General features: G+C 67.1%; 14 protein-coding genes and 5 pseudogenes. 14 read left to right on the forward strand and 5 right to left on the reverse strand.

Annotation, left to right across the window (positions count from 1 at the left end):
- Positions 1 to 17 precede the first annotated feature (17 nt).
- Complete coding sequence (gene cofC / locus ASG64_RS20470) at positions 18 to 713, reverse strand: 2-phospho-L-lactate guanylyltransferase (protein WP_042576512.1); 696 nt, start codon at positions 711 to 713, stop codon at positions 18 to 20.
- Positions 714 to 853: 140 nt separating this feature from the next.
- On the opposite strand from cofC, the gene ASG64_RS20475 reads away from it, so the two are divergent.
- Complete coding sequence (locus ASG64_RS20475) at positions 854 to 1,852, forward strand: NAD(P)H-dependent glycerol-3-phosphate dehydrogenase (protein WP_056075997.1); 999 nt, start codon at positions 854 to 856, stop codon at positions 1,850 to 1,852.
- Positions 1,853 to 1,905: 53 nt separating this feature from the next.
- On the forward strand, positions 1,906 to 2,997 hold the full coding sequence (locus ASG64_RS20480) for a D-alanine--D-alanine ligase family protein (RefSeq protein WP_235579628.1): 1,092 nt from the start codon (positions 1,906 to 1,908) through the stop codon (positions 2,995 to 2,997).
- Between the two features lie 8 nt (positions 2,998 to 3,005).
- On the opposite strand, the gene ASG64_RS20485 is transcribed toward ASG64_RS20480, so the two are convergent.
- Positions 3,006 to 3,578, reverse strand: coding sequence for a DUF3515 domain-containing protein (locus ASG64_RS20485; protein ID WP_082518535.1), 573 nt, complete (start codon positions 3,576 to 3,578; stop codon positions 3,006 to 3,008).
- Between the two features lie 138 nt (positions 3,579 to 3,716).
- On the opposite strand from ASG64_RS20485, the gene ASG64_RS20490 reads away from it, so the two are divergent.
- From ASG64_RS20490 to ASG64_RS20505, 4 genes are read left to right on the forward strand one after another with little or no spacing between them, the layout of a single operon-like run.
- Positions 3,717 to 4,664 (forward strand): thiamine-phosphate kinase, encoded by a 948-nt coding sequence (locus ASG64_RS20490; RefSeq protein ID WP_056076002.1) that lies wholly within the window; start codon positions 3,717 to 3,719, stop codon positions 4,662 to 4,664.
- A complete protein-coding gene (locus tag ASG64_RS20495) occupies positions 4,649 to 5,149 on the forward strand; it encodes a GNAT family N-acetyltransferase (RefSeq protein ID WP_235579629.1) in 501 nt (166 codons plus the stop codon). The genes ASG64_RS20490 and ASG64_RS20495 overlap by 16 nt, the downstream gene beginning before the upstream one ends.
- A 37-nt stretch (positions 5,150 to 5,186) precedes the next feature.
- Positions 5,187 to 5,708 carry a gamma carbonic anhydrase family protein gene (locus ASG64_RS20500; RefSeq protein ID WP_042576546.1) on the forward strand — a complete coding sequence of 174 codons (522 nt, stop codon included), beginning with the start codon at positions 5,187 to 5,189 and terminating at the stop codon, positions 5,706 to 5,708.
- The gene (locus tag ASG64_RS20505; RefSeq protein WP_056076005.1) at positions 5,705 to 6,373 is read left to right on the forward strand and encodes a uracil-DNA glycosylase; all 669 of its coding nucleotides are present in this window, start codon (positions 5,705 to 5,707) and stop codon (positions 6,371 to 6,373) included. The genes ASG64_RS20500 and ASG64_RS20505 overlap by 4 nt, the downstream gene beginning before the upstream one ends.
- A 3-nt stretch (positions 6,374 to 6,376) precedes the next feature.
- Here ASG64_RS20505 and ASG64_RS20510 read toward each other — a convergent pair whose 3' ends face one another.
- Both ASG64_RS20510 and rpmB read right to left on the reverse strand, forming a co-directional pair.
- Positions 6,377 to 7,162: an enoyl-CoA hydratase/isomerase family protein gene (locus ASG64_RS20510; RefSeq protein ID WP_056076010.1), complete on the reverse strand. Its 786-nt coding sequence runs from the start codon at positions 7,160 to 7,162 to the stop codon at positions 6,377 to 6,379.
- A gap of 120 nt (positions 7,163 to 7,282) precedes the next feature.
- Positions 7,283 to 7,474 (reverse strand): 50S ribosomal protein L28, encoded by a 192-nt coding sequence (rpmB, locus tag ASG64_RS21375; RefSeq protein WP_042576517.1) that lies wholly within the window; start codon positions 7,472 to 7,474, stop codon positions 7,283 to 7,285.
- Between the two features lie 252 nt (positions 7,475 to 7,726).
- Between rpmB and recG the strand changes: the two genes are divergently transcribed.
- The 7 genes and pseudogenes from recG to ASG64_RS22155 form a co-directional block, all read left to right on the forward strand.
- A complete protein-coding gene (recG, locus tag ASG64_RS20515; protein ID WP_056076013.1) occupies positions 7,727 to 9,955 on the forward strand; it encodes an ATP-dependent DNA helicase RecG in 2,229 nt (742 codons plus the stop codon).
- 178 nt (positions 9,956 to 10,133) lie between these two features.
- Positions 10,134 to 10,205: pseudogene (locus ASG64_RS22340) on the forward strand (biotin carboxylase N-terminal domain-containing protein); the annotation flags it as partial.
- Between the two features lie 72 nt (positions 10,206 to 10,277).
- Positions 10,278 to 11,109 (forward strand): annotated as a pseudogene (locus ASG64_RS22135) (ATP-binding protein); the annotation flags it as partial.
- A 1-nt stretch (position 11,110) separates the two neighbouring features.
- Positions 11,111 to 12,682 (forward strand): ATP-binding protein (locus ASG64_RS22140; RefSeq protein WP_442971171.1); only part of this gene is annotated, 1,572 nt, incomplete at its 3' end.
- A 1-nt stretch (position 12,683) separates the two neighbouring features.
- Positions 12,684 to 13,147: pseudogene (locus tag ASG64_RS22145) on the forward strand (pyruvate carboxylase); the annotation flags it as partial.
- Position 13,148: 1 nt separating this feature from the next.
- Positions 13,149 to 13,597: pseudogene (locus ASG64_RS22150) on the forward strand (pyruvate carboxylase); the annotation flags it as partial.
- 1 nt (position 13,598) lies between these two features.
- Positions 13,599 to 14,048: pseudogene (locus ASG64_RS22155) on the forward strand (biotin/lipoyl-containing protein); the annotation flags it as partial.
- Between the two features lie 135 nt (positions 14,049 to 14,183).
- On the opposite strand, the gene ASG64_RS20525 reads toward ASG64_RS22155, so the two are convergent.
- Entirely contained in the window at positions 14,184 to 16,979 is a 2,796-nt protein-coding gene (locus tag ASG64_RS20525; RefSeq protein ID WP_162245407.1) for a DUF4365 domain-containing protein, read from the reverse strand.
- Positions 16,980 to 17,731: 752 nt separating this feature from the next.
- On the opposite strand from ASG64_RS20525, the gene ASG64_RS21725 reads away from it, so the two are divergent.
- Positions 17,732 to 17,872 carry a hypothetical protein gene (locus tag ASG64_RS21725; RefSeq protein ID WP_156388472.1) on the forward strand — a complete coding sequence of 47 codons (141 nt, stop codon included), beginning with the start codon at positions 17,732 to 17,734 and terminating at the stop codon, positions 17,870 to 17,872.
- Positions 17,873 to 17,892: the final 20 nt, after the last annotated feature.

The following is a 17,892-nucleotide window of genomic DNA, read 5'->3' on the forward strand; positions in this document are numbered from 1 at the left end:
GGGCGCGAGTTCCGCCGTCACACTCCCCGCCACCCCAGCTCGGCGAGAACTCGCGTGGTGTGTGGCCCCACGCCGAGTGCGAGCGCCGCGCGGACATCGTCGGCGGTGTCGACGTCGAGTCGCAGTCCGGGCCACTCGCCGGCCAGCGGCAGGGCACCCGAATCGACGTGGCGGGTAGCGGAATCGGGCCCGAACCGGGGTTCGAGGCGTCGCGGGTGGCCACGCACGATCAGCGCGGACGTTCCTGTTCCCGTGTGGTCGACGACCACCGACCGGGTATCGGGAGGTGCGGCGGCGTACGCCTGGACCAGTTCGGCCGTGGTGAGGGCGGGAAGATCCGCCTGCAGAGCGATGACGTCACCGCCGTGGGCGTGACGCACGTCGTCGTCCGCGGCCGACAGCGCTCTGTTGAGCCGTTCGACCGTCGTGCGTCCCGCCGACTCCGGTTCGGACACGGTGCGGCCGCCGAGCGATTCCGCGATGCGGGCGACGCGGGCGTCGGGAGTCACCACCGACCAGCCCGTGACCGCCTCCGCGGCCGATGCTGCCTCGAGGGTGTCCCGCAGCATCGCCAGAACCAGCTCGGCGCGCTCCTGTCCGGGAAACGTGGTGGCCAGGCGGCTCTTGGCATCCACCAGATTCTTGACCGCGAGCACCAGATGGACACCGGGCCGGGGCTCGATGTCGGTCGGGATCGGACTGGGCGTGCTCATGAGCGTCGATCCTGCCAGTCGGCATTACTGCAGACTTCGTTCGGCGGGCCTCGGACATGGTTACTGTGAGCCGCCAGGGCCCGCGGCGGGACACGTTCCGGGCGGCCCGACAGTGACGACGAACGACGGAAGGCTCGGCCATGGTGAAGGCAGCGGTGCTCGGTTCCGGTTCCTGGGGAACCGCATTCGCCAAGGTTCTGGCCGATGCGGGCACCGAGGTGACCATGTGGGCCAGGCGCGAGGAACTCGCGAGGTCCATCGACAGCAAGCACCGCAACGAGGACTACCTGCCCGGCGTGGACCTGCCGCCGGCCATCCGTGCGACGCACGACGCCGCGGAAGCGCTGGACGGCGCGTGCACGGTGATCCTCGCCGTGCCGTCCCAGGCCCTGCGCGCCAACCTCGCCGAGTGGGCGCCGCTGATCGGATCGGACGTCACGTTGCTCTCGCTCGCCAAGGGCATCGAGACCGGGACGTTGATGCGCATGTCGCAGGTGATCTGTCAGGTGACCGGCGCGGATCCCAGCCGCGTCGGCACGTTGTCGGGCCCCAACCTGGCCAAGGAGATCGCCGCCGAGCAGCCGACCGCCACCGTCATCGCGTGCCCCGATTCGAATAGGGCGATCGCGCTCCAGTCGGCCTGTGCCACGAGTTACTTCCGGCCGTACACCAACTCCGATGTCATCGGCTGCGAGATCGGCGGTGCGTGCAAGAACGTGATCGCCCTCGCCTGCGGCATGGCGGCGGGCGTCGGGTTCGGGGAGAACTCGGTAGCGAGCATCATCACCCGCGGGCTCGCCGAGGTCACTCGCCTCGGCGTCGCTCTCGGCGCGAATCCCTCCACGCTCGCCGGGCTCGCGGGAGTGGGGGACCTGGTGGCCACGTGCTCGTCACCGCTCTCGCGTAATCGCACCTTCGGCGAACGTCTCGGATCCGGTGGTTCGCTGGAGAGCGCGCAGGAAGCGGCGCACGGTCAGGTGGCCGAAGGTGTGAAGTCCTGCACATCGATCCGGGCGCTCGCCGAGGCGTACGACGTGGAGATGCCGCTGACCGATGCGGTCCACCGCGTCTGCCACGAGGGGTTGTCCGTGCCCGACGCGGTGCACTCGCTGCTGGGGCGTCGACACAAGCCCGAGTGAGTGTCGGCGATCCGCGTCGTGCCGACCGATCGGGTCGCCGGTACGGTTCTCCCGTGAACGATCGCATCAAGGTGGCCGTGGTGTACGGCGGACGCAGCAACGAACACTCCGTGTCCTGTGTGTCCGCCGGAAGCGTCATGCACCGACTGGACTCCGACCGCTTCGACGTGATTCCCGTCGGTATCACCCGGGGCGGCACGTGGGTGGAGGGCACGTCGGACCTCGAGTCCCTGCGAATCCGGGACCGGACACTCCCCTGTGTCGCCGACGCCGCACCGCTCGCTCTCGGTGTCGACCCTCGCAGTCCCGGTCGGATCACGCGGGTGGAGTCCGGTGAGGTCGTGGCGGACGTCGACGTCGTCTTCCCCGTCCTGCACGGTGCGTACGGCGAGGACGGAACCGTCCAGGGTCTGTTCGAGGTGGCGGGAGTGCCCTACGTGGGACCCGGCGTGCTGGCGAGCGCGGCCGCGATGGACAAGGAATTCACCAAGAAACTTCTCGCGGCCGAGGGCCTGCCGGTGGGCACCCAGGTCGTTCTGCGCCGGGATCGGTCGACCCTGACCGACGACGAGCGGTCCCTCATCGGACTCCCGGCCTTCGTCAAACCCGCACGCGGCGGGTCGTCGATCGGTATCACCCGCATCACCGACTGGGAGCAACTGGATCACGCCGTAGCCGTTGCGCGGGAGCATGATCCGAAGGTGGTCATCGAGTCCGGCATCGTCGGGCGCGAGGTGGAATGCGGTGTTCTCGAGATGCCGGACGGCACCGTGCGCGCCAGCGCGATCGCCGAGATCCGGATGCCCGAGGACGCCGGTACCGAGGCGGCGTTCTACGACTTCGACAGCAAGTACCTCGACGACGTCTGCGAGTTCGACATTCCCGCGAGGCTGGAGTCCGGTGTGGCCGATCGCATCCGCGACATCGCCGTCCGCGCCTTCGCCGCTCTGGACCTGCAGGGTCTGGCTCGCGTCGACTTCTTCGTGACCGAGGACGGCCCGGTGATCAACGAGATCAACACGATGCCCGGGTTCACCGCCATCTCGATGTACCCGCGCATGTGGGGAGCCACCGGTGTCGAGTACTCCGATCTGGTGGGGACGCTCGTCGACACCGCTCTCGCTCGCGGAACCGGACTGCGCTAGTAATAAGGCTATTTGACCGGCGCGGGATCGAGCGGCGTCTGGGGGAGCGCAGCGGTGACCGCGGCCGACAACGCCTGGATCGGTGTCGGTCCCGTTCCGTCCGGGATCGTGGCTGCCGCGTAGACAGCCCGGTCGACGACGTACCAGGTGCTCGCCGTGAGTCCCTGGTCGGCGCCCGAGATCTGGAACCACTGGACGCCGTCCACGACGTCGAGTCGTGCGGCCTGGTCGAATTCGAGCGGCCTGTCGAGTCCGCACCGGAGCACGATCGGCTCCGTCGTCTCGTCCGACTGCCACGCGGCTGCCCCCGGCGGTGCTGGCTGGACCATCTCGGCCCGCGAGAACGTGTCGAACGAGTCCGGCAACGCGCCCAGCAGATCCGCGCACTGCGTGCTCTCGGACAGTGGAGCGGGAACGGCGCCGACCGCAACCGGCTCACGGACGGGAGTGCTGTTCGCCATCACCGCTGCCACCAGGACGCCGACGACCAGTGCGACCGGGAGTGCGATCGCGGTCGCGACGAGCGCCGGATGCAGGCCCGTCGCCGACTCGTCGGTCACCGACGGTTGGTCCTGCGTCATGCGTCGTTCCTCATCTCGTGGCATCTGTCCGCGAACGGTGGTCTCGGGAAAACGTTACCCGCGCGGTAGCCGTAGGCTTTCCGGCAGCACGCTGCGCTCCGTCGGCGCCGGTGTCCGTTTCCCAGCGAGAGGTGCGAGTTGTCCGACCACGAACCGTCCGTCGCGGCCATCGGAGAGTTCGCCCTGATAGCCCGCGCCACCGCGGGACGCACGTGGCCTGCATCCGTGTCGATCGGTCCGGGTGACGACGCTGCCGTCGTCGACGCTCCGGACGGCAGAGTCGTGGTCACCACCGACATGCTCGTGGAGGGTCGACACTTCCGTTTCGACTGGTCCGATCACCACGACGTGGGACGGAAGGCGATCGCGCAGAACGCAGCCGACATCGCCGCCATGGGGGCTCGGTGCACCGGGTTCCTGGTGTCGATGTCCTGCCCGTCGGACACGGCCGTGGCAGATCTGGATCGACTCACCGACGGGCTGTGGCAGGAGGCCGGCCGTGTCGGCGCGTCCATCGTGGGCGGCGACGTGACCGGGGGAGAACGTCTGGTGCTGTCGATCACCGCACTCGGCGATCTCGAAGGCCGCTCGGCGGTCGTTCGGTCCGGCGCACGCGTCGGGGACGTGCTCGCACTGTCGGGAGTCGTCGGGCAGTCGGCCGCGGGCCTGGCGTCGTATCGCGCGGGCAACGACGACTTCCCGGATCTTCGTGCAGCACATCGGGTTCCGTCCGCCGATCCCGCGGACGGCCCGCTCGCCGCACGGGCAGGGGCGTCCGCGATGTGCGACGTGTCCGACGGAGTCGTCGGTGATGCCGCGCACCTTGCCTCCGCGTCGGGCATCCTCCTCGACATCCGGTCCGACGCTATGCCGGTCACCGACGAGATGCGCCGCGCAGCAACGGTGCTCGGCAAGGACGCCGTCGAGTGGGCACTGTCCGGAGGCGAGGACCACGTCCTCCTGGCGACGTTCGCTCCCGGCGATGTTCCGGCGAGTTGGCACGTCATCGGGTCGGTCCACGCAGGATCGGGCGTGACGGTCGACGGCGAGACGTGGAAAGGGTCGTCCGCGTGGACCAGTTTCTGAGCGTCGTTCCGACACGCCTGGACGACGAGGACGTCGTCGCCATGATCGACGAGGTGCAGCAGGAGTACGTGCGTCGGTACGGCGGTCCCGACGAGACGCCTCTCGACGTGGCGGAATTCCTCCCGCCCGCCGGAGTGATCCTGAAAGCCGTCCGGGACGGGGCCGTCGTCGGAATGGGTGGATGGCGAGTGCACGAGGGCGGGGGTCCCGAGGCGGTAGGCCTGCGCCCCGGCGATGCCGAGATCAAGCGCATGTACGTCCGCGCCGACGCGCGAGGGCTCGGCGTCGCGAGGGCGGTCCTCGCTGCCATCGAGCAGACGGCGGCCACCGCGGGACGACGACGGCTCGTCCTGGAAACCGGACTGCGCCAACCGGAAGCCATCGGCCTGTACACCTCGAGCGGATACACGCCGTTGGTACCGAAGTTCGGGTTGTACCGCGACGAGGACCAGTCGGTGTGCATGGCCAAGGAACTCCACCGCTGACGACACCGTCGCCGCGGGTGATGTCATGCTGGCAGTCATGACCGTCTACGCACTCGGTGATCGCGAACCCGACATCCACGAGACCGCCTACGTCCATCCCGACGCCGTCGTGATCGGAGCCGTGACTCTTGCGGCCGGCGTGTCGGTATGGCCCGGTGCCGTGCTGCGCGGGGACTACGGAACCATCTCCGTGGGGGAGAACACGAACATCCAGGACGGCACGGTGGTGCACTGCACGCCGATTCACCCGACCGTCATCGGCGCGGGCTGCGTCGTCGGGCACAACGCACACGTCGAGGGCGCGATCATCGAGGACTCGTGCCTCATCGCGTCCGGCTCGGTCGTGTTGAACGGGGCGACCGTCGGTCGAGGTGCCGTCGTCGGGGCGGGCGCCGTGGTGCCGTTCGACGCCGTGGTGCCCGAACGCGCAATGGCGCTGGGTGTTCCGGCCCGCGTACGGGAGGGACATGTGGTGGCGGAGGGCCATGTCGAGAGGAACGTCGCGATGTACCGCGCCAACGCGGACTACTACCGCGACGCGCTCCGCGAGATTCGATGACGGCGCCCGTCGCAGATCCGGGTTGGGCCACCGCGCTCGCTCCCGTCGCCGAGGACATCGCCCGGATGGGCGACTTCCTGCGCGCCGAGAACGCCGCCGGGCGTGGGTATCTCCCGCACGGCGCCGACGTCCTGCGAGCCTTCACCCGGCCGTTCGAGGACGTTCGCGTCCTCGTTCTCGGCCAGGACCCCTACCCGACGCCGGGACACGCGGTGGGACTGAGCTTCTCGGTCGCTCCCGACGTGCGGCCGGTGCCGCGCAGCCTGGTGAACATCTTCACCGAGTACACCGCCGACCTCGGCTTCCCGACGCCGTCCACCGGTGACCTGTCACCGTGGGCCGATCGGGGAGTGCTGCTCCTGAACAGGGTGCTGACCGTGGAGCCGGGCCAGGCGGGATCGCACCGTCGCAAAGGGTGGGAAGCGGTGACCGCGCACGCGATCACAGCACTGGCGAACCGCCCCGGAAAACCGTTGGTCGCCGTTCTCTGGGGCCGCGACGCGGCCACGGCGAAACCGTTGCTGGGATCGATCCCTACGGTGGAGTCGGTTCATCCGTCTCCGCTGTCGGCGTCGCGGGGCTTCTTCGGATCCCGCCCGTTCAGCGCGGTGAACGATCACCTCGTCGCGCTGGGCGAGGAGCCCGTCGACTGGAGACTGGACTGACGGTCAACGTCCGAAGGACGGGCGCCGCTTCTCGACGAACGCGTCGACGCCTTCGATACCGTTCGGCGTCGACGCCATCGCGGAGATGGAGTCGGTCTCGGCGTCGAGCTGATCGGACAGCGTCGCGGAATCCGATGCCAGGAGGAGTCGCTTGGTGGCTCGGGTGACGCTCGTGGGGCCGGCGGCCAGTGACCGGGCGAGCCGTTCGGCTTCGGACGCGATCACGTCGTCGCCGACCAGTCGCGTGAGCAGCCCGAGCCGGAAGGCCTCGTCCGACCCCAGGACGGAGTCGTTCAGCAGGATGTCCCGTGCGCGTCGGATACCGACGATGCGCGGCAGAGCCCAGGTGAGGCCGCCGTCGGGTGTGAAACCGAGGGCGGGGTACGCGGGCCGAAGTCGGGTGGAGCGCCCTCCGATGGCGATGTCGACGTGGCAGACCAGTGACATGCCGGCGCCGGCGGCCCATCCAGGGACACCTGCGATCACGGGCACGGGAACTGCGGTCAGCGCGCGGACGAAGTCGTGGAAGCTCTCGGCCAGCGACCGGACGAACGCACTGCGGTCGGGTGCGGAATGGAAGGCGCGCACGTCCCCGCCGGCGCAGAAATTGGCCTCGGCTCCCACGAGCAGAACCGCACCGACCGAGTCGTCGAGGTCTGCCAGTGCTGCGGCGCCCTCGCTCATGGCGTTCCCGTCGAGGACATTGCCTCCGGTCGGGGTCGCTATGCGGATCGACAACACTCCGTCGTCGAGGGAGACGAGTGGGGCCGTGGCGGAAGGATCGGTCATCGTCCGACCATAGAACAGGCCGCTCGGTTCACATGACCTCGACCCGAAGTATCGGAACACGACGATGCCCCGGTACCGAAGTACCGGGGCATCGAGGCAGTGATGAATCGTGCGGGAACGTCAGCCCCGGACCACCTTGCCGGCCTTGAGGCACGAGGTGCACACATTAAGCCGACGAGAGTTACCCGGCGCGACCTGCGCGCGGACGGTCTGGATGTTGGGGTTCCAGCGACGGTTGGTACGGCGGTGCGAGTGCGAAACCGACTTACCGAAGCCGGGTCCCTTGGCGCATACGTCGCAGACGGCAGCCATAGTCGCGAACTCCTTGGTATTCGAGGTGAAACCAGAGCGCGATGGTGACCGCGTCTGGAGCAGGGCAAGATCTTCGTACAACTGCGCCCGCCACCCCCGGACATGCCGGACGCGTCAGACGCAACCCTGCAAGACTAGCGGTCCGAGTGCCGTGAGTCCAAACCGGTCCGGCACATGATGCCTGTTGCCGGCTGATGGAAAGATCGTAGGTACCCGCACGGCGTGGGGCGCAGGGCAGGACGGAGCGATGCAGTGGTCCAACTCGGTGACCGGCTGGACCACGTACTCGGAAACAAGGTCGCCGGACCGCTCGCCGACTCGTTCTCGCTGCAGACCGTCGAGGATCTCCTGCGCCACTACCCGTTCCGGTACGTCACCCAGGGGCAGGGACTGGCGCGCAAGGACCCGGAGGACGGTGAACGCATCACCGTCGTCGGGACGGTGGCCAAGGCCGATCTCGTTCCGATGCGTCAACGCAAGGGCCACATGCTCAAGGTCGTTCTCGACTGCGACGGCCAGAGTGTGTCGGCCACCTTCTTCAACGGTCACAAGGTGCGCCACAACATCACCACGGGCTCGCGCGCGATGTTCTCCGGCACCGTCAAATGGTTCAGGACGTCCTGGTCGCTGAACCACCCCGGCTACCTCATGCTGACCGACGACGAGGACGACCTCGTCGGCACGACTCACGGCGGTGGGCAACTGGCGGGGATGGCCCGCGGCGCGACGGACAGTTCCGGCGCCGTCAACATGTCCATGCTCGCGTTGCCGTTCCTCCCCATGTACGCGGCGACGCGGGAAGTCGAGAGCTGGACCTTCCTCCGCTGTGCACGGCAGGTGCTCGATCAACTCGACCCTGTCGAGGATCCGCTTCCGGAGTCGGTGCGCACCGAGCACGGCTTGACCGGTCTGGACGAGGCACTGCGGATCGTCCACTTCCCCGAGTCCGAGGACGACATCGAGCGCGCTCGCTACCGGCTGCGTTTCGACGAGGCGACGGCGCTGCAGCTGGTCATGGCGGAACGACGTCACTCGGTGTCCGTCCGCACCGCGCCGGCGTGCCCACCGGTCGCCGACGGAGTGGCGGCCGCGTTCGACTCGATGCTGCCGTTCGAGCTCACCGAGGGCCAGAAGGATGTCGCGCAGGAGATCGGAGAGGATCTCACCCGGTCGCGTCCGATGAGTCGGCTGCTGCAGGGCGAGGTGGGCTCGGGCAAGACGATCGTGGCGCTGCGAGCGATGCTGCAGGTGATCGACGCCGGATTGCAGTGCGCGCTCCTCGCTCCGACCGAAGTGCTTGCCGCACAGCATCACCGGTCCATCAGCACCCAGCTGGGGCCGCTCGCGACGGAAGGTGAGCTGGGTGCGCCGGACAAGGCCACCCGTGTCGTCCTCCTCACCGGGTCGATGTCCACGGCTGCCAAACGTGCCGCACTGTTGGCGATCGTCACCGGGGACGCCGGCATCGTCATCGGCACGCACGCCCTCATCCAGAACACCGTGTCCTTCTTCGATCTGGGCATGGTGGTCGTGGACGAACAGCACCGTTTCGGGGTCGAGCAGCGAGACGCGTTGCGCGCCAAGGCGAGAGACGGCGTGAGTCCCCATCTGCTCGTGATGACGGCCACTCCGATCCCGCGGACCATCGCGATGACGACGCTGGGTGATCTCGAGACGTCCACGCTTCGTGAGCTCCCGCGGGGGCGTGCTCCCATCCGCACCAGCGTCGTGCCGGCCAAGGACAAGCCGGCGTGGGTGGACCGGGCGTGGAGTCGCATCTCCGAGGAGGTCGCCGCGGGGCGTCAGGCGTACGTGGTGTGCTCGAGGATCGGCGACGAGAAGCCCGACGACGCGGGCAAGGACACACCGGACACCGCGTCGGCGGTGGACGTCTACGAGGCGTTGAGCGCCGGGGCGTTGTCCCACGTGCGGGTCGGATTGCTCCACGGCCGCTTGCCGACGGACGAGAAGGACGCCGTCATGTCGGCATTCAACGACGGCGACATCGACGTACTCGTCTGCACGACGGTGGTCGAAGTCGGTGTGGACGTACCCAACGCCACGGTCATGGTGATCGTGGACGCGGACAGGTTCGGCGTCAGCCAGCTGCATCAGCTCCGCGGCCGCATCGGACGAGGCGGGCACCAGGGCCTGTGCATCCTGCTCACCGAACTGAGCCCGGCATCGCCGACCTACGCTCGACTCGACGCCGTCGCTGCGACGACGGACGGTTTCGAGCTCGCCGTGCTCGATCTGCGGCAACGGCGAGAGGGCGATGTGCTCGGCGCCGCGCAGTCCGGAACCACGACGACGCTGAGGCTGCTCTCACTGCTCGACCACCTGGACATCATCACGGCGGCGCAGGACTTCGCTCGCGACATCGTCGAGCGCGATCCCGGACTCGTCGAGCACCCCGGACTCGCCGCGATGATGCGATCCGCGGTGGACGCCACCCGTGTCTCGTTCCTCGACAAGGCGTGATGATCGTCGCCGACTCGCGAACCCGACCCCTGTGCCGGTCCGCGGAGAATCAGGTCCCCGATACATCTGCATGACCGGTACGGGCGCCGCGACCGTGATCGGCGCTACGATCCCGGCGTCTCATATCTGGACAAGTCATGACCCTCTCTCGCACCGTCCTGAAGGTAGGTTTACCGGAATGTTCTCCAAGGTGTTGGTGGCCAACCGCGGCGAGATCGCGATCCGAGCGTTTCGTGCGGCGTACGAACTCGAGGCGCAGACGGTGGCGGTGTTCCCGTTCGAGGACCGCAATTCGGTGCACCGGACCAAGGCCGACGAGGCNCCGAGCGTTTCGTGCGGCGTACGAACTCGAGGCGCAGACGGTGGCGGTGTTCCCGTTCGAGGACCGCAATTCGGTGCACCGGACCAAGGCCGACGAGGCGTACGAGATCGGCGAGCCGGGCCATCCGGTCCGCAACTACCTGTCGGTGGATCTGATCGTCGATGCGGCGAAGCGGTCGGGTGCCGACGCGATCTACCCGGGGTACGGGTTCTTGTCGGAGAATCCGGAGTTGGCGGCGGCGTGCGCGGAGGCGGGGATCACGTTCGTGGGTCCGTCGGCGCAGGTGCTGGAGCTGACGGGTAACAAGGCGCGGGCGATCGCGGCGGCGAAGGATGCCGGGTTGCCGGTGTTGGCGTCGTCGGAGCCGTCGACGGATGTCGATGCGTTGGTGGCGGCGTCGGAGTCGATGACGTTCCCGGTGTTCGTCAAAGCGGTCGCCGGCGGCGGTGGCCGCGGGATGCGGCGCGTGGCGGAACCGTCGGGGTTGCGGGAGGCGATCGAGGCGGCGGCGCGCGAAGCGGAGTCGGCGTTCGGTGATGCGACGGTGTTCCTGGAGCAGGCGGTGGTCGAGCCGCGCCACATCGAGGTGCAGATCCTCGCGGACACCCATGGCAATGTGATGCATCTGTTCGAGCGGGACTGCTCGGTGCAGCGTCGTCACCAGAAGGTGGTCGAGCTGGCGCCGGCGCCGAACATCTCGGACGAGCTGCGTGCCCGGTTGTGCAGTGACGCTGTGGCGTTCGCGCGGAAGATCGGGTACTCGTGTGCGGGCACGGTGGAGTTCCTGGTGGACCGGGACGGCAATCATGTGTTCATCGAGATGAATCCGCGGNGTGGCGTTCGCGCGGAAGATCGGGTACTCGTGTGCGGGCACGGTGGAGTTCCTGGTGGACCGGGACGGCAATCATGTGTTCATCGAGATGAATCCGCGGATCCAGGTCGAGCACACGGTGACCGAGGAGATCACCGATGTCGATCTGGTGCAGTCGCAGTTGCGAATCGCCTCGGGGGAGTCCCTCGAGGATCTCGGGTTGCGGCAGGAGGATATCCGGATCCGCGGTGCGGCGATGCAGTGCCGCATCACGACGGAGGATCCGGCGAACGGGTTCCGCCCGGACACCGGACGCATCACCGCGTACCGCACCCCGGGTGGTGCGGGTATCCGTCTCGACGGCGGGACGACGCTGGGTGCGGAGGTGTCGGCGTACTTCGACTCGATGTTGGTGAAGCTGACCTGTCGTGGACGCACGTTCGAGGATGCGGTGGCGCGGTCGCGGCGGGCGTTGGCGGAGTTCCGCATCCGCGGTGTGTCGACGAATATCGGCTTCCTGCAGGGACTCCTGCAGGACGAGGACTTCCGTGCGGGCAACGTCACGACGTCGTTCATCGAGGAGCGACCCGAGCTGTTGACGGCGCGGTCGTCCGGCGACCGCGGTACCAAGATCCTCACCTACCTCGCGGACGTGACGGTGAACAAGCCGCACGGTGAACGCCCCAGCACCGTGTACCCGCAGGACAAGCTCCCCGACATCGACCTTTCCGTCGCACCGCGCGACGGATCACGCCAAAGGTTGCTCGAACTCGGCCCGGAAGGCTTCGCCCGCGATCTGCGTCAGCGAAAGGCGTTGGGAGTCACCGACACCACGTTCCGTGACGCCCACCAGTCACTGCTGGCGACACGCGTGCGGACGTCCGGGTTGTTGATGGTCGCCCCCTACGTCGCACGCACCACCCCCGAACTGCTGTCGATCGAGTGCTGGGGCGGTGCGACGTACGACGTGGCGTTGCGGTTCCTGCACGAGGATCCGTGGGAGCGGTTGGCGGCACTGCGGGAGGCAGTGCCGAACATCGCCCTGCAGATGTTGCTGCGCGGGCGTAACACCGTCGGGTACACCCCGTACCCGGAGCGGGTGACGACAGCGTTCGTCGAGGAGGCGGCGGCGACGGGTGTGGACATCTTCCGCATCTTCGACGCGCTGAACAACGTCGATCAGATGCGCCCGGCGATCGACGCGGTCCGCGAGACGGGCACGACGATCGCCGAGGTGGCGATGTCGTACACCGGTGACCTGTCGAACCCCGGCGAGAAGCTGTACACCCTGGACTACTACCTGCGGTTGGCGGAGCAGATCGTCGACGCGGGGGCGCACGTGTTGGCGATCAAGGACATGGCGGGGCTTCTTCGGGCGCCGGCGGCGGCGACGTTGGTGTCGGCGCTGCGGAAGAATTTCGATCTGCCGGTGCACGTGCACACTCACGACACTCCGGGTGGTCAGTTGGCGACGTATCTGGCGGCGTGGGAGGCCGGGGCGGACGCTGTGGACGGGGCGTCGGCGTCGATGGCGGGCACGACCAGTCAGCCGGCGTTGTCGGCGATCGTCGCGGCGGCGGCGCACACCGAGCGGNGGGGCGGACGCTGTGGACGGGGCGTCGGCGTCGATGGCGGGCACGACCAGTCAGCCGGCGTTGTCGGCGATCGTCGCGGCGGCGGCGCACACCGAGCGCGACACCGGGTTGGATCTGGCGGCGGTGTGCGATCTGGAGCCGTACTGGGAGGCGATCCGGAAGGTGTACGCCCCGTTCGAGTCCGGGCTCCCCGCCCCGACGGGCCGTGTCTACACGCACGAGATTCCGGGTGGGCAGCTGTCGAATCTGCGTCAGCAGGCCATCGCGTTGGGTCTGGGGGACCGGTTCGAGGATGTGGAGAAGGCGTACGCGGATGCGGACCGGTTGTTGGGCCGGTTGATCAAGGTGACGCCGTCGTCGAAGGTSGTGGGCGATCTGGCGTTGCACCTGGTGGGGGCGGGGGTGTCGATGGAGGACTTCGCGGCGGATCCGGGGAAGTTCGACATTCCCGATTCGGTGATCGGNGTGGGCGATCTGGCGTTGCACCTGGTGGGGGCGGGGGTGTCGATGGAGGACTTCGCGGCGGATCCGGGGAAGTTCGACATTCCCGATTCGGTGATCGGGTTCCTGCGCGGTGATCTGGGCACCCCGGCCGGYGGGTGGCCGGAACCGTTCCGCACCACCGCGTTGGMRGGGCGCGGCGCCGGGCGTGGGGAGGCGACGTTGACGACGCAGGACGAGGTGCTGCTCTCGGGCACGTCGGCGGAGCGGCGTGATCGGCTCAATCATCTGTTGTTCCCGGGGCCGGCGAAGGAGTTGGCGGAGCACCGGGAGAAGTACGGGGACACCTCCGGGTTGTCGGCGAAYCAGTTCTTCTACGGGTTGCGTCAGGGCGACGAGCATCGGGTGCGCCTGGAGAAGGGTGTGGATCTGCTGATCGGGCTCGAGGCGATCTCGGAGCCCGATGATGCGGGNCAGTTCTTCTACGGGTTGCGTCAGGGCGACGAGCATCGGGTGCGCCTGGAGAAGGGTGTGGATCTGCTGATCGGGCTCGAGGCGATCTCGGAGCCCGATGATGCGGGTATGCGGACGGTGATGTGCATCCTGAACGGTCAGTTGCGGCCGGTGTCGGTGCGGGACCGGTCGATCTCGGCGGATGCGCCGACGACGGAGAAGGCGGAYCGGTCCGATCCGTCGCATCTGGCGGCGCCGTTCGCCGGGGTGGTCACCCTCACGGTGACGGAGGGGCAGTCGGTGTCGGCGGGGGAGACCGTCGCGACGATCGAGGCGATGAAGATGGAAGCAGCGGTCACCGCACCGCGGGCGGGCACCGTCACCCGGATCGCGTTGTCTGGTGTCGCCCAGGTCGAGGGCGGAGATTTGATCTGCGTCATCGCCGTCGGGGACACCACCGACCGCTCCTGACCCGCGGCGTATTGCAGTCGTTCCGCTCACACAGACAGCAGTTGATAGCCGGACAGTTCAGTCCCACCTCGAGGTGCGCTTCTCGGTATGTGCACCTTCGACTTGCTCGTACACGCGGACTTCGTAGGACGCGCGTCAGCGCCGACCGGGCATTCGATCTGGACCATGCTGCAGGGCTGCGGTTGCGTCGAGGCGGACGGCGGCGGAGGGGCTCGATGTCAGTATGTGGGCGAGTGTTGCGGTTGCATCGTTGATTGGGGTGCCGCGCAATGCCACTGCGACCATGCGTGACACCAGAGTGCCGCCGTCGGGGTCCAGCAGTCGCGTGAGCAGTAGGTTGGCTGTGTGGTTGTCCTGGCCGGCGACTATCCAGCGTGCGAGGCAGTTTGCCACGACCGCGCGTACCCATGGATCGGCGTCGTGCGCCATGACGGCGAGCGTGTGCATCGCTGCACCCGGTTCCTTTTGCGCCACCACAAGGGCGGCAGCGGCTCGTTGATTCGGGTCTCCTGCCATGAGAGCCCACAGTTCGCGATCCTCGAGAGCGTTCGGGTCGAGTACGCCGAGTGCGGATGCGGCGTCACTTCGTATGTCGGTGCCGCCGAAGAATCGATGCTCCGGTTTCGCTTCGGTCATCAGCGTCTTCAAGAGGGGTGTGATTCTGCCGATCACATCGGCAGGGACGCGGCCTGCATGACGCCGTAGAGCTTGCAGAGGTGCTTTCAGTTGGTGTGTGAAGACCTGGTAGTGCTTCAGCAGTTGCTCGATCTCGGTCCAGTGCGCGTGGGTCGGGTGCCAGGTGTTGAGGAGTATGAGCGTGCCGGCCGCGCTTCCGTCTCCGAATGTGCCGCGGCCCTGGTTCAATTCGGTGATCTGTCGGCCGATCCGCTCATCGAGAACACTTGCGAGGCTGTCCACGGTGTGCGCTGGTAGGTCTCGGACGTCGCCGTAGGCCTGGAGGGCGCCGAGGTCCCCTTCGGCTATCTGGCTCAATAAGTTCGTGCGTCGGTCGGCATCGCGCGATGCGAGTACTTCGATGACAGCTTCTGTGAATTCGAAGTTGTCAGATGAGCGAAGCGACCTGCTCGATAGAGCAGCGATCCGCGGGGGCGTCCACGCGTCATCGGGGATCGACTGGATGATCTTGGCGTACTCGTGGGCGACGGATTGGTCGTCGACCTCGGTTGCAGCCACGATCATCGACACCACCTTGTCGACCGTGGTGTGTGACGCGGCTGGTACGACTGCTGCTATCAGTTCGCGGATGCGACGGACCGAATGGTAGTTGCTGATGATCCTTCCGGATGCGCGCACTGGGTCGGGCAGGATGTCGAGGGCCCACTCGATGCATCGGTCGGCAGTCGACTCGCTGATGACGTCGGCACCGTGAATGAGGAGCTCCACGCCGGCGTCGAGGGTCGTCCGAGTGACGACGGACAGGTCGAGTGCCTCGGCGGTGTCTTTTACCGCCGATGTCGGTCCCACGTCCAGTAGGTGGGGCACCGCTAGCTTGATCGCGTCGACGTCCCCGGCGGTGTGCAGTGCTTCGAGCGCAGCACGGAGATGTTCGGCGTCGGTGCTCACCGTCGCAGTGCGTTTGGCGAGCTGCGCGAAGGAGAGACGCCACGCGGCATGATCGGCGGCAGCGCCGGCAATCAGGGACGCCGCGCGAAGGTGGTTCCACGGCTGGCCGCTCACTCTTGCGTCAGCGCCGCGTCTGACTCCCCAACGCGTGAAGGTTTCGTCGGCTGTGTACTGCAGTCCGGATGCCATGTCCTGTGTGCGCCACCACGATGCATGGGTGTCTCGGTTGGTGATCGCTTCGCCGACGTTCTGGTTCGACCAGTCCGTGAGCTCGAACATGAGGTTGGTGCCGGCGCCCGCCAGGGCCAGTGCCGTCGGGTCCTGAGGGTGCGTGTGACGCAACGCTTGTGCTGTCACCGCTGATTCTCGGGCTTCGTCGAGTTGACCGGTGTCGGCCAGACATCTGGCGAGATGCATCGTCAGCCATGCGTGATCGACTGGTGAGGCGTCGTCGTAGGCGAGTGTGCGCCGGAGCACGTCGAGAGCTTCTGCGGGGTTGCGCTGTTCGATGAGTAGAGCTGCGGTCAGTGCTGTTGCAGCGGCGCGCTCGGCACCCGTGGCCGCGGTGGCAATGAGGCTGGACACGCCATGGACCGCGTTGTCGGCTCCAGTGATGACTGCATCGTGGAGTGCGGCGTAGAGCTGCCATTGCCAGTTCGGTGATGTCCTGCAGTGATCGACGGTAGGAACCAATGAGGATCGCCCGGGTCGTTCCGTCAGGTCGTCTCGCCTCATCTTGATCAGACATGCGATGGCTTCGGGAGCGGTGAGTTCGGTGGTGTGCAGGTTCGGGTGCGGTGCGACCAGGCGAGGCGTGAGAAGTGCGTACCGCAGCCGGTCATGATGCAGGAGTTGGTGAGCACCGGTCCACGCGCTGCCCTCCCAATGTGGTGCTAGCCGCCCGGCGGTGGCAATTCGGACGAGCTCGTCCACGGTGCTCGGTGCGAGTGGGTTCGTCCGAGGGATCAGGATCTTGTAGCCGTTACCCGTCGAGGTGACGTTCGCTTCGGTGACGTGCACCCAGGTGGACTGCCCGGTGTCGGGGTCGTGCAGAACGATGATGTGCGGCACCTGATGGTTGAGCCAGTAGTCGAAGTGGTCACCGTCCGACTCGCGGAACCACCATCCGTCGACGGCCCCATCATCATTACGGGCAGTCGAATAGAACTGTGTGATGCCCGACTTGACCTGAACGCCGAGCAGCGACCCGAGATCCCAACGTCGAGAATCTCGCGCGGCGACCCACAGGTCGGTTCCGAGGTCGTGTTCGGTGGGGTTGGGCGCTACTCCCCAACCCAACGCGACGAATTGCTGTGCAACCGCCAGCTCGCCGGCGGAGCCTGTCAATCCGTTTTCGCTAGCACGCATCGTGGTCCGCCCGCCATCGTCGTGGTCTCCGTTGCGACGAGCATGCCAGCCGGATCCGACAAAGCCCCCACGCACACAAGTCGGTTTCGAAGCCGCGTCGGGGAACCCAAGCCCAATTTCATCGTTCGAGGGAAGCGGATCGAGCGCCGTAATCGGATCAGACCGCCGCCACAGAAGGCGACGGTGGGAACGATTGGCGGGCACTCGACACTCCGCGGGCCACTCATCACTTATTCATGACTTTCATTCCGGACTTACCCGGGCCATGGTGATCCCGTATGGTCATGCGACTCTTAATCCACGCTGGTCACATGGTCTTTCGTGGTCTCACTTGGATTCCTTGGCTTGGCCGGGCATAGTCACTGGGTCCGGGGTTCGAGTCCCTGTGGGCGCACCAAAAAGGGCCCCTGATCTGCGGTGATGCTGATCAGGGGCCCTTCTGGTTTGGGTGGCACTCACTACTTATTCATGACTTTCAACTCGAAACTCACTCTTTCGGGCCTTCTCGGCGAGATCGGGCGATGCATTGCGCCTGGTCAGGCGGCTGCATAATTTTCTGTTCTGGGTCCAATAGACCGTTGGAATAAGAGTCGAGTAGCCATGGGCGTCCAGCACCGTCTCGACCGCCAGCTAACTCGCGCGCGCACATCGGAACGTTACGAGTCGTGCCGAACAGCACCCACCGGGCAGCCAAGGCGGCGGCTCCCCATTAAGGGTGGCTTGGTTCTCGTGTGCTCGATGGACGACTGAAATGCCATGGCGATGCGTGTCGCGACGAGGCTCTCGCGGTGATGGCGGTGATGGCGGTGATGGCGGTGATGGCGGTGATGGCGGTGATGCGGTTCGCGTACCGCTGGATTGTTGGTTTTTGAGGTTGCACGCGGCGCCACGC

Origin of the sequence: Rhodococcus sp. Leaf247, from assembly GCF_001426185.1 — a bacterium.
Taxonomy (GTDB): domain Bacteria; phylum Actinomycetota; class Actinomycetes; order Mycobacteriales; family Mycobacteriaceae; genus Rhodococcoides.

Bases quoted from the DNA above. Each gene is read 5' to 3' on its own strand.
- cofC (WP_042576512.1), bottom strand. From the start codon at position 713: ATGAGCACGCCCAGTCCGATCCCGACCGACATCGAGCCCCGGCCCGGT.
- ASG64_RS20475 (WP_056075997.1), top strand. From the start codon at position 854: ATGGTGAAGGCAGCGGTGCTCGGTTCCGGTTCCTGGGGAACCGCATTC.
- rpmB (WP_042576517.1), bottom strand. From the start codon at position 7,474: ATGGCTGCCGTCTGCGACGTATGCGCCAAGGGACCCGGCTTCGGTAAG.
- ASG64_RS20485 (WP_082518535.1), bottom strand. From the start codon at position 3,578: ATGACGCAGGACCAACCGTCGGTGACCGACGAGTCGGCGACGGGCCTG.
- ASG64_RS20500 (WP_042576546.1), top strand. From the start codon at position 5,187: ATGACCGTCTACGCACTCGGTGATCGCGAACCCGACATCCACGAGACC.
- ASG64_RS20505 (WP_056076005.1), top strand. From the start codon at position 5,705: ATGACGGCGCCCGTCGCAGATCCGGGTTGGGCCACCGCGCTCGCTCCC.
- ASG64_RS20510 (WP_056076010.1), bottom strand. From the start codon at position 7,162: ATGACCGATCCTTCCGCCACGGCCCCACTCGTCTCCCTCGACGACGGA.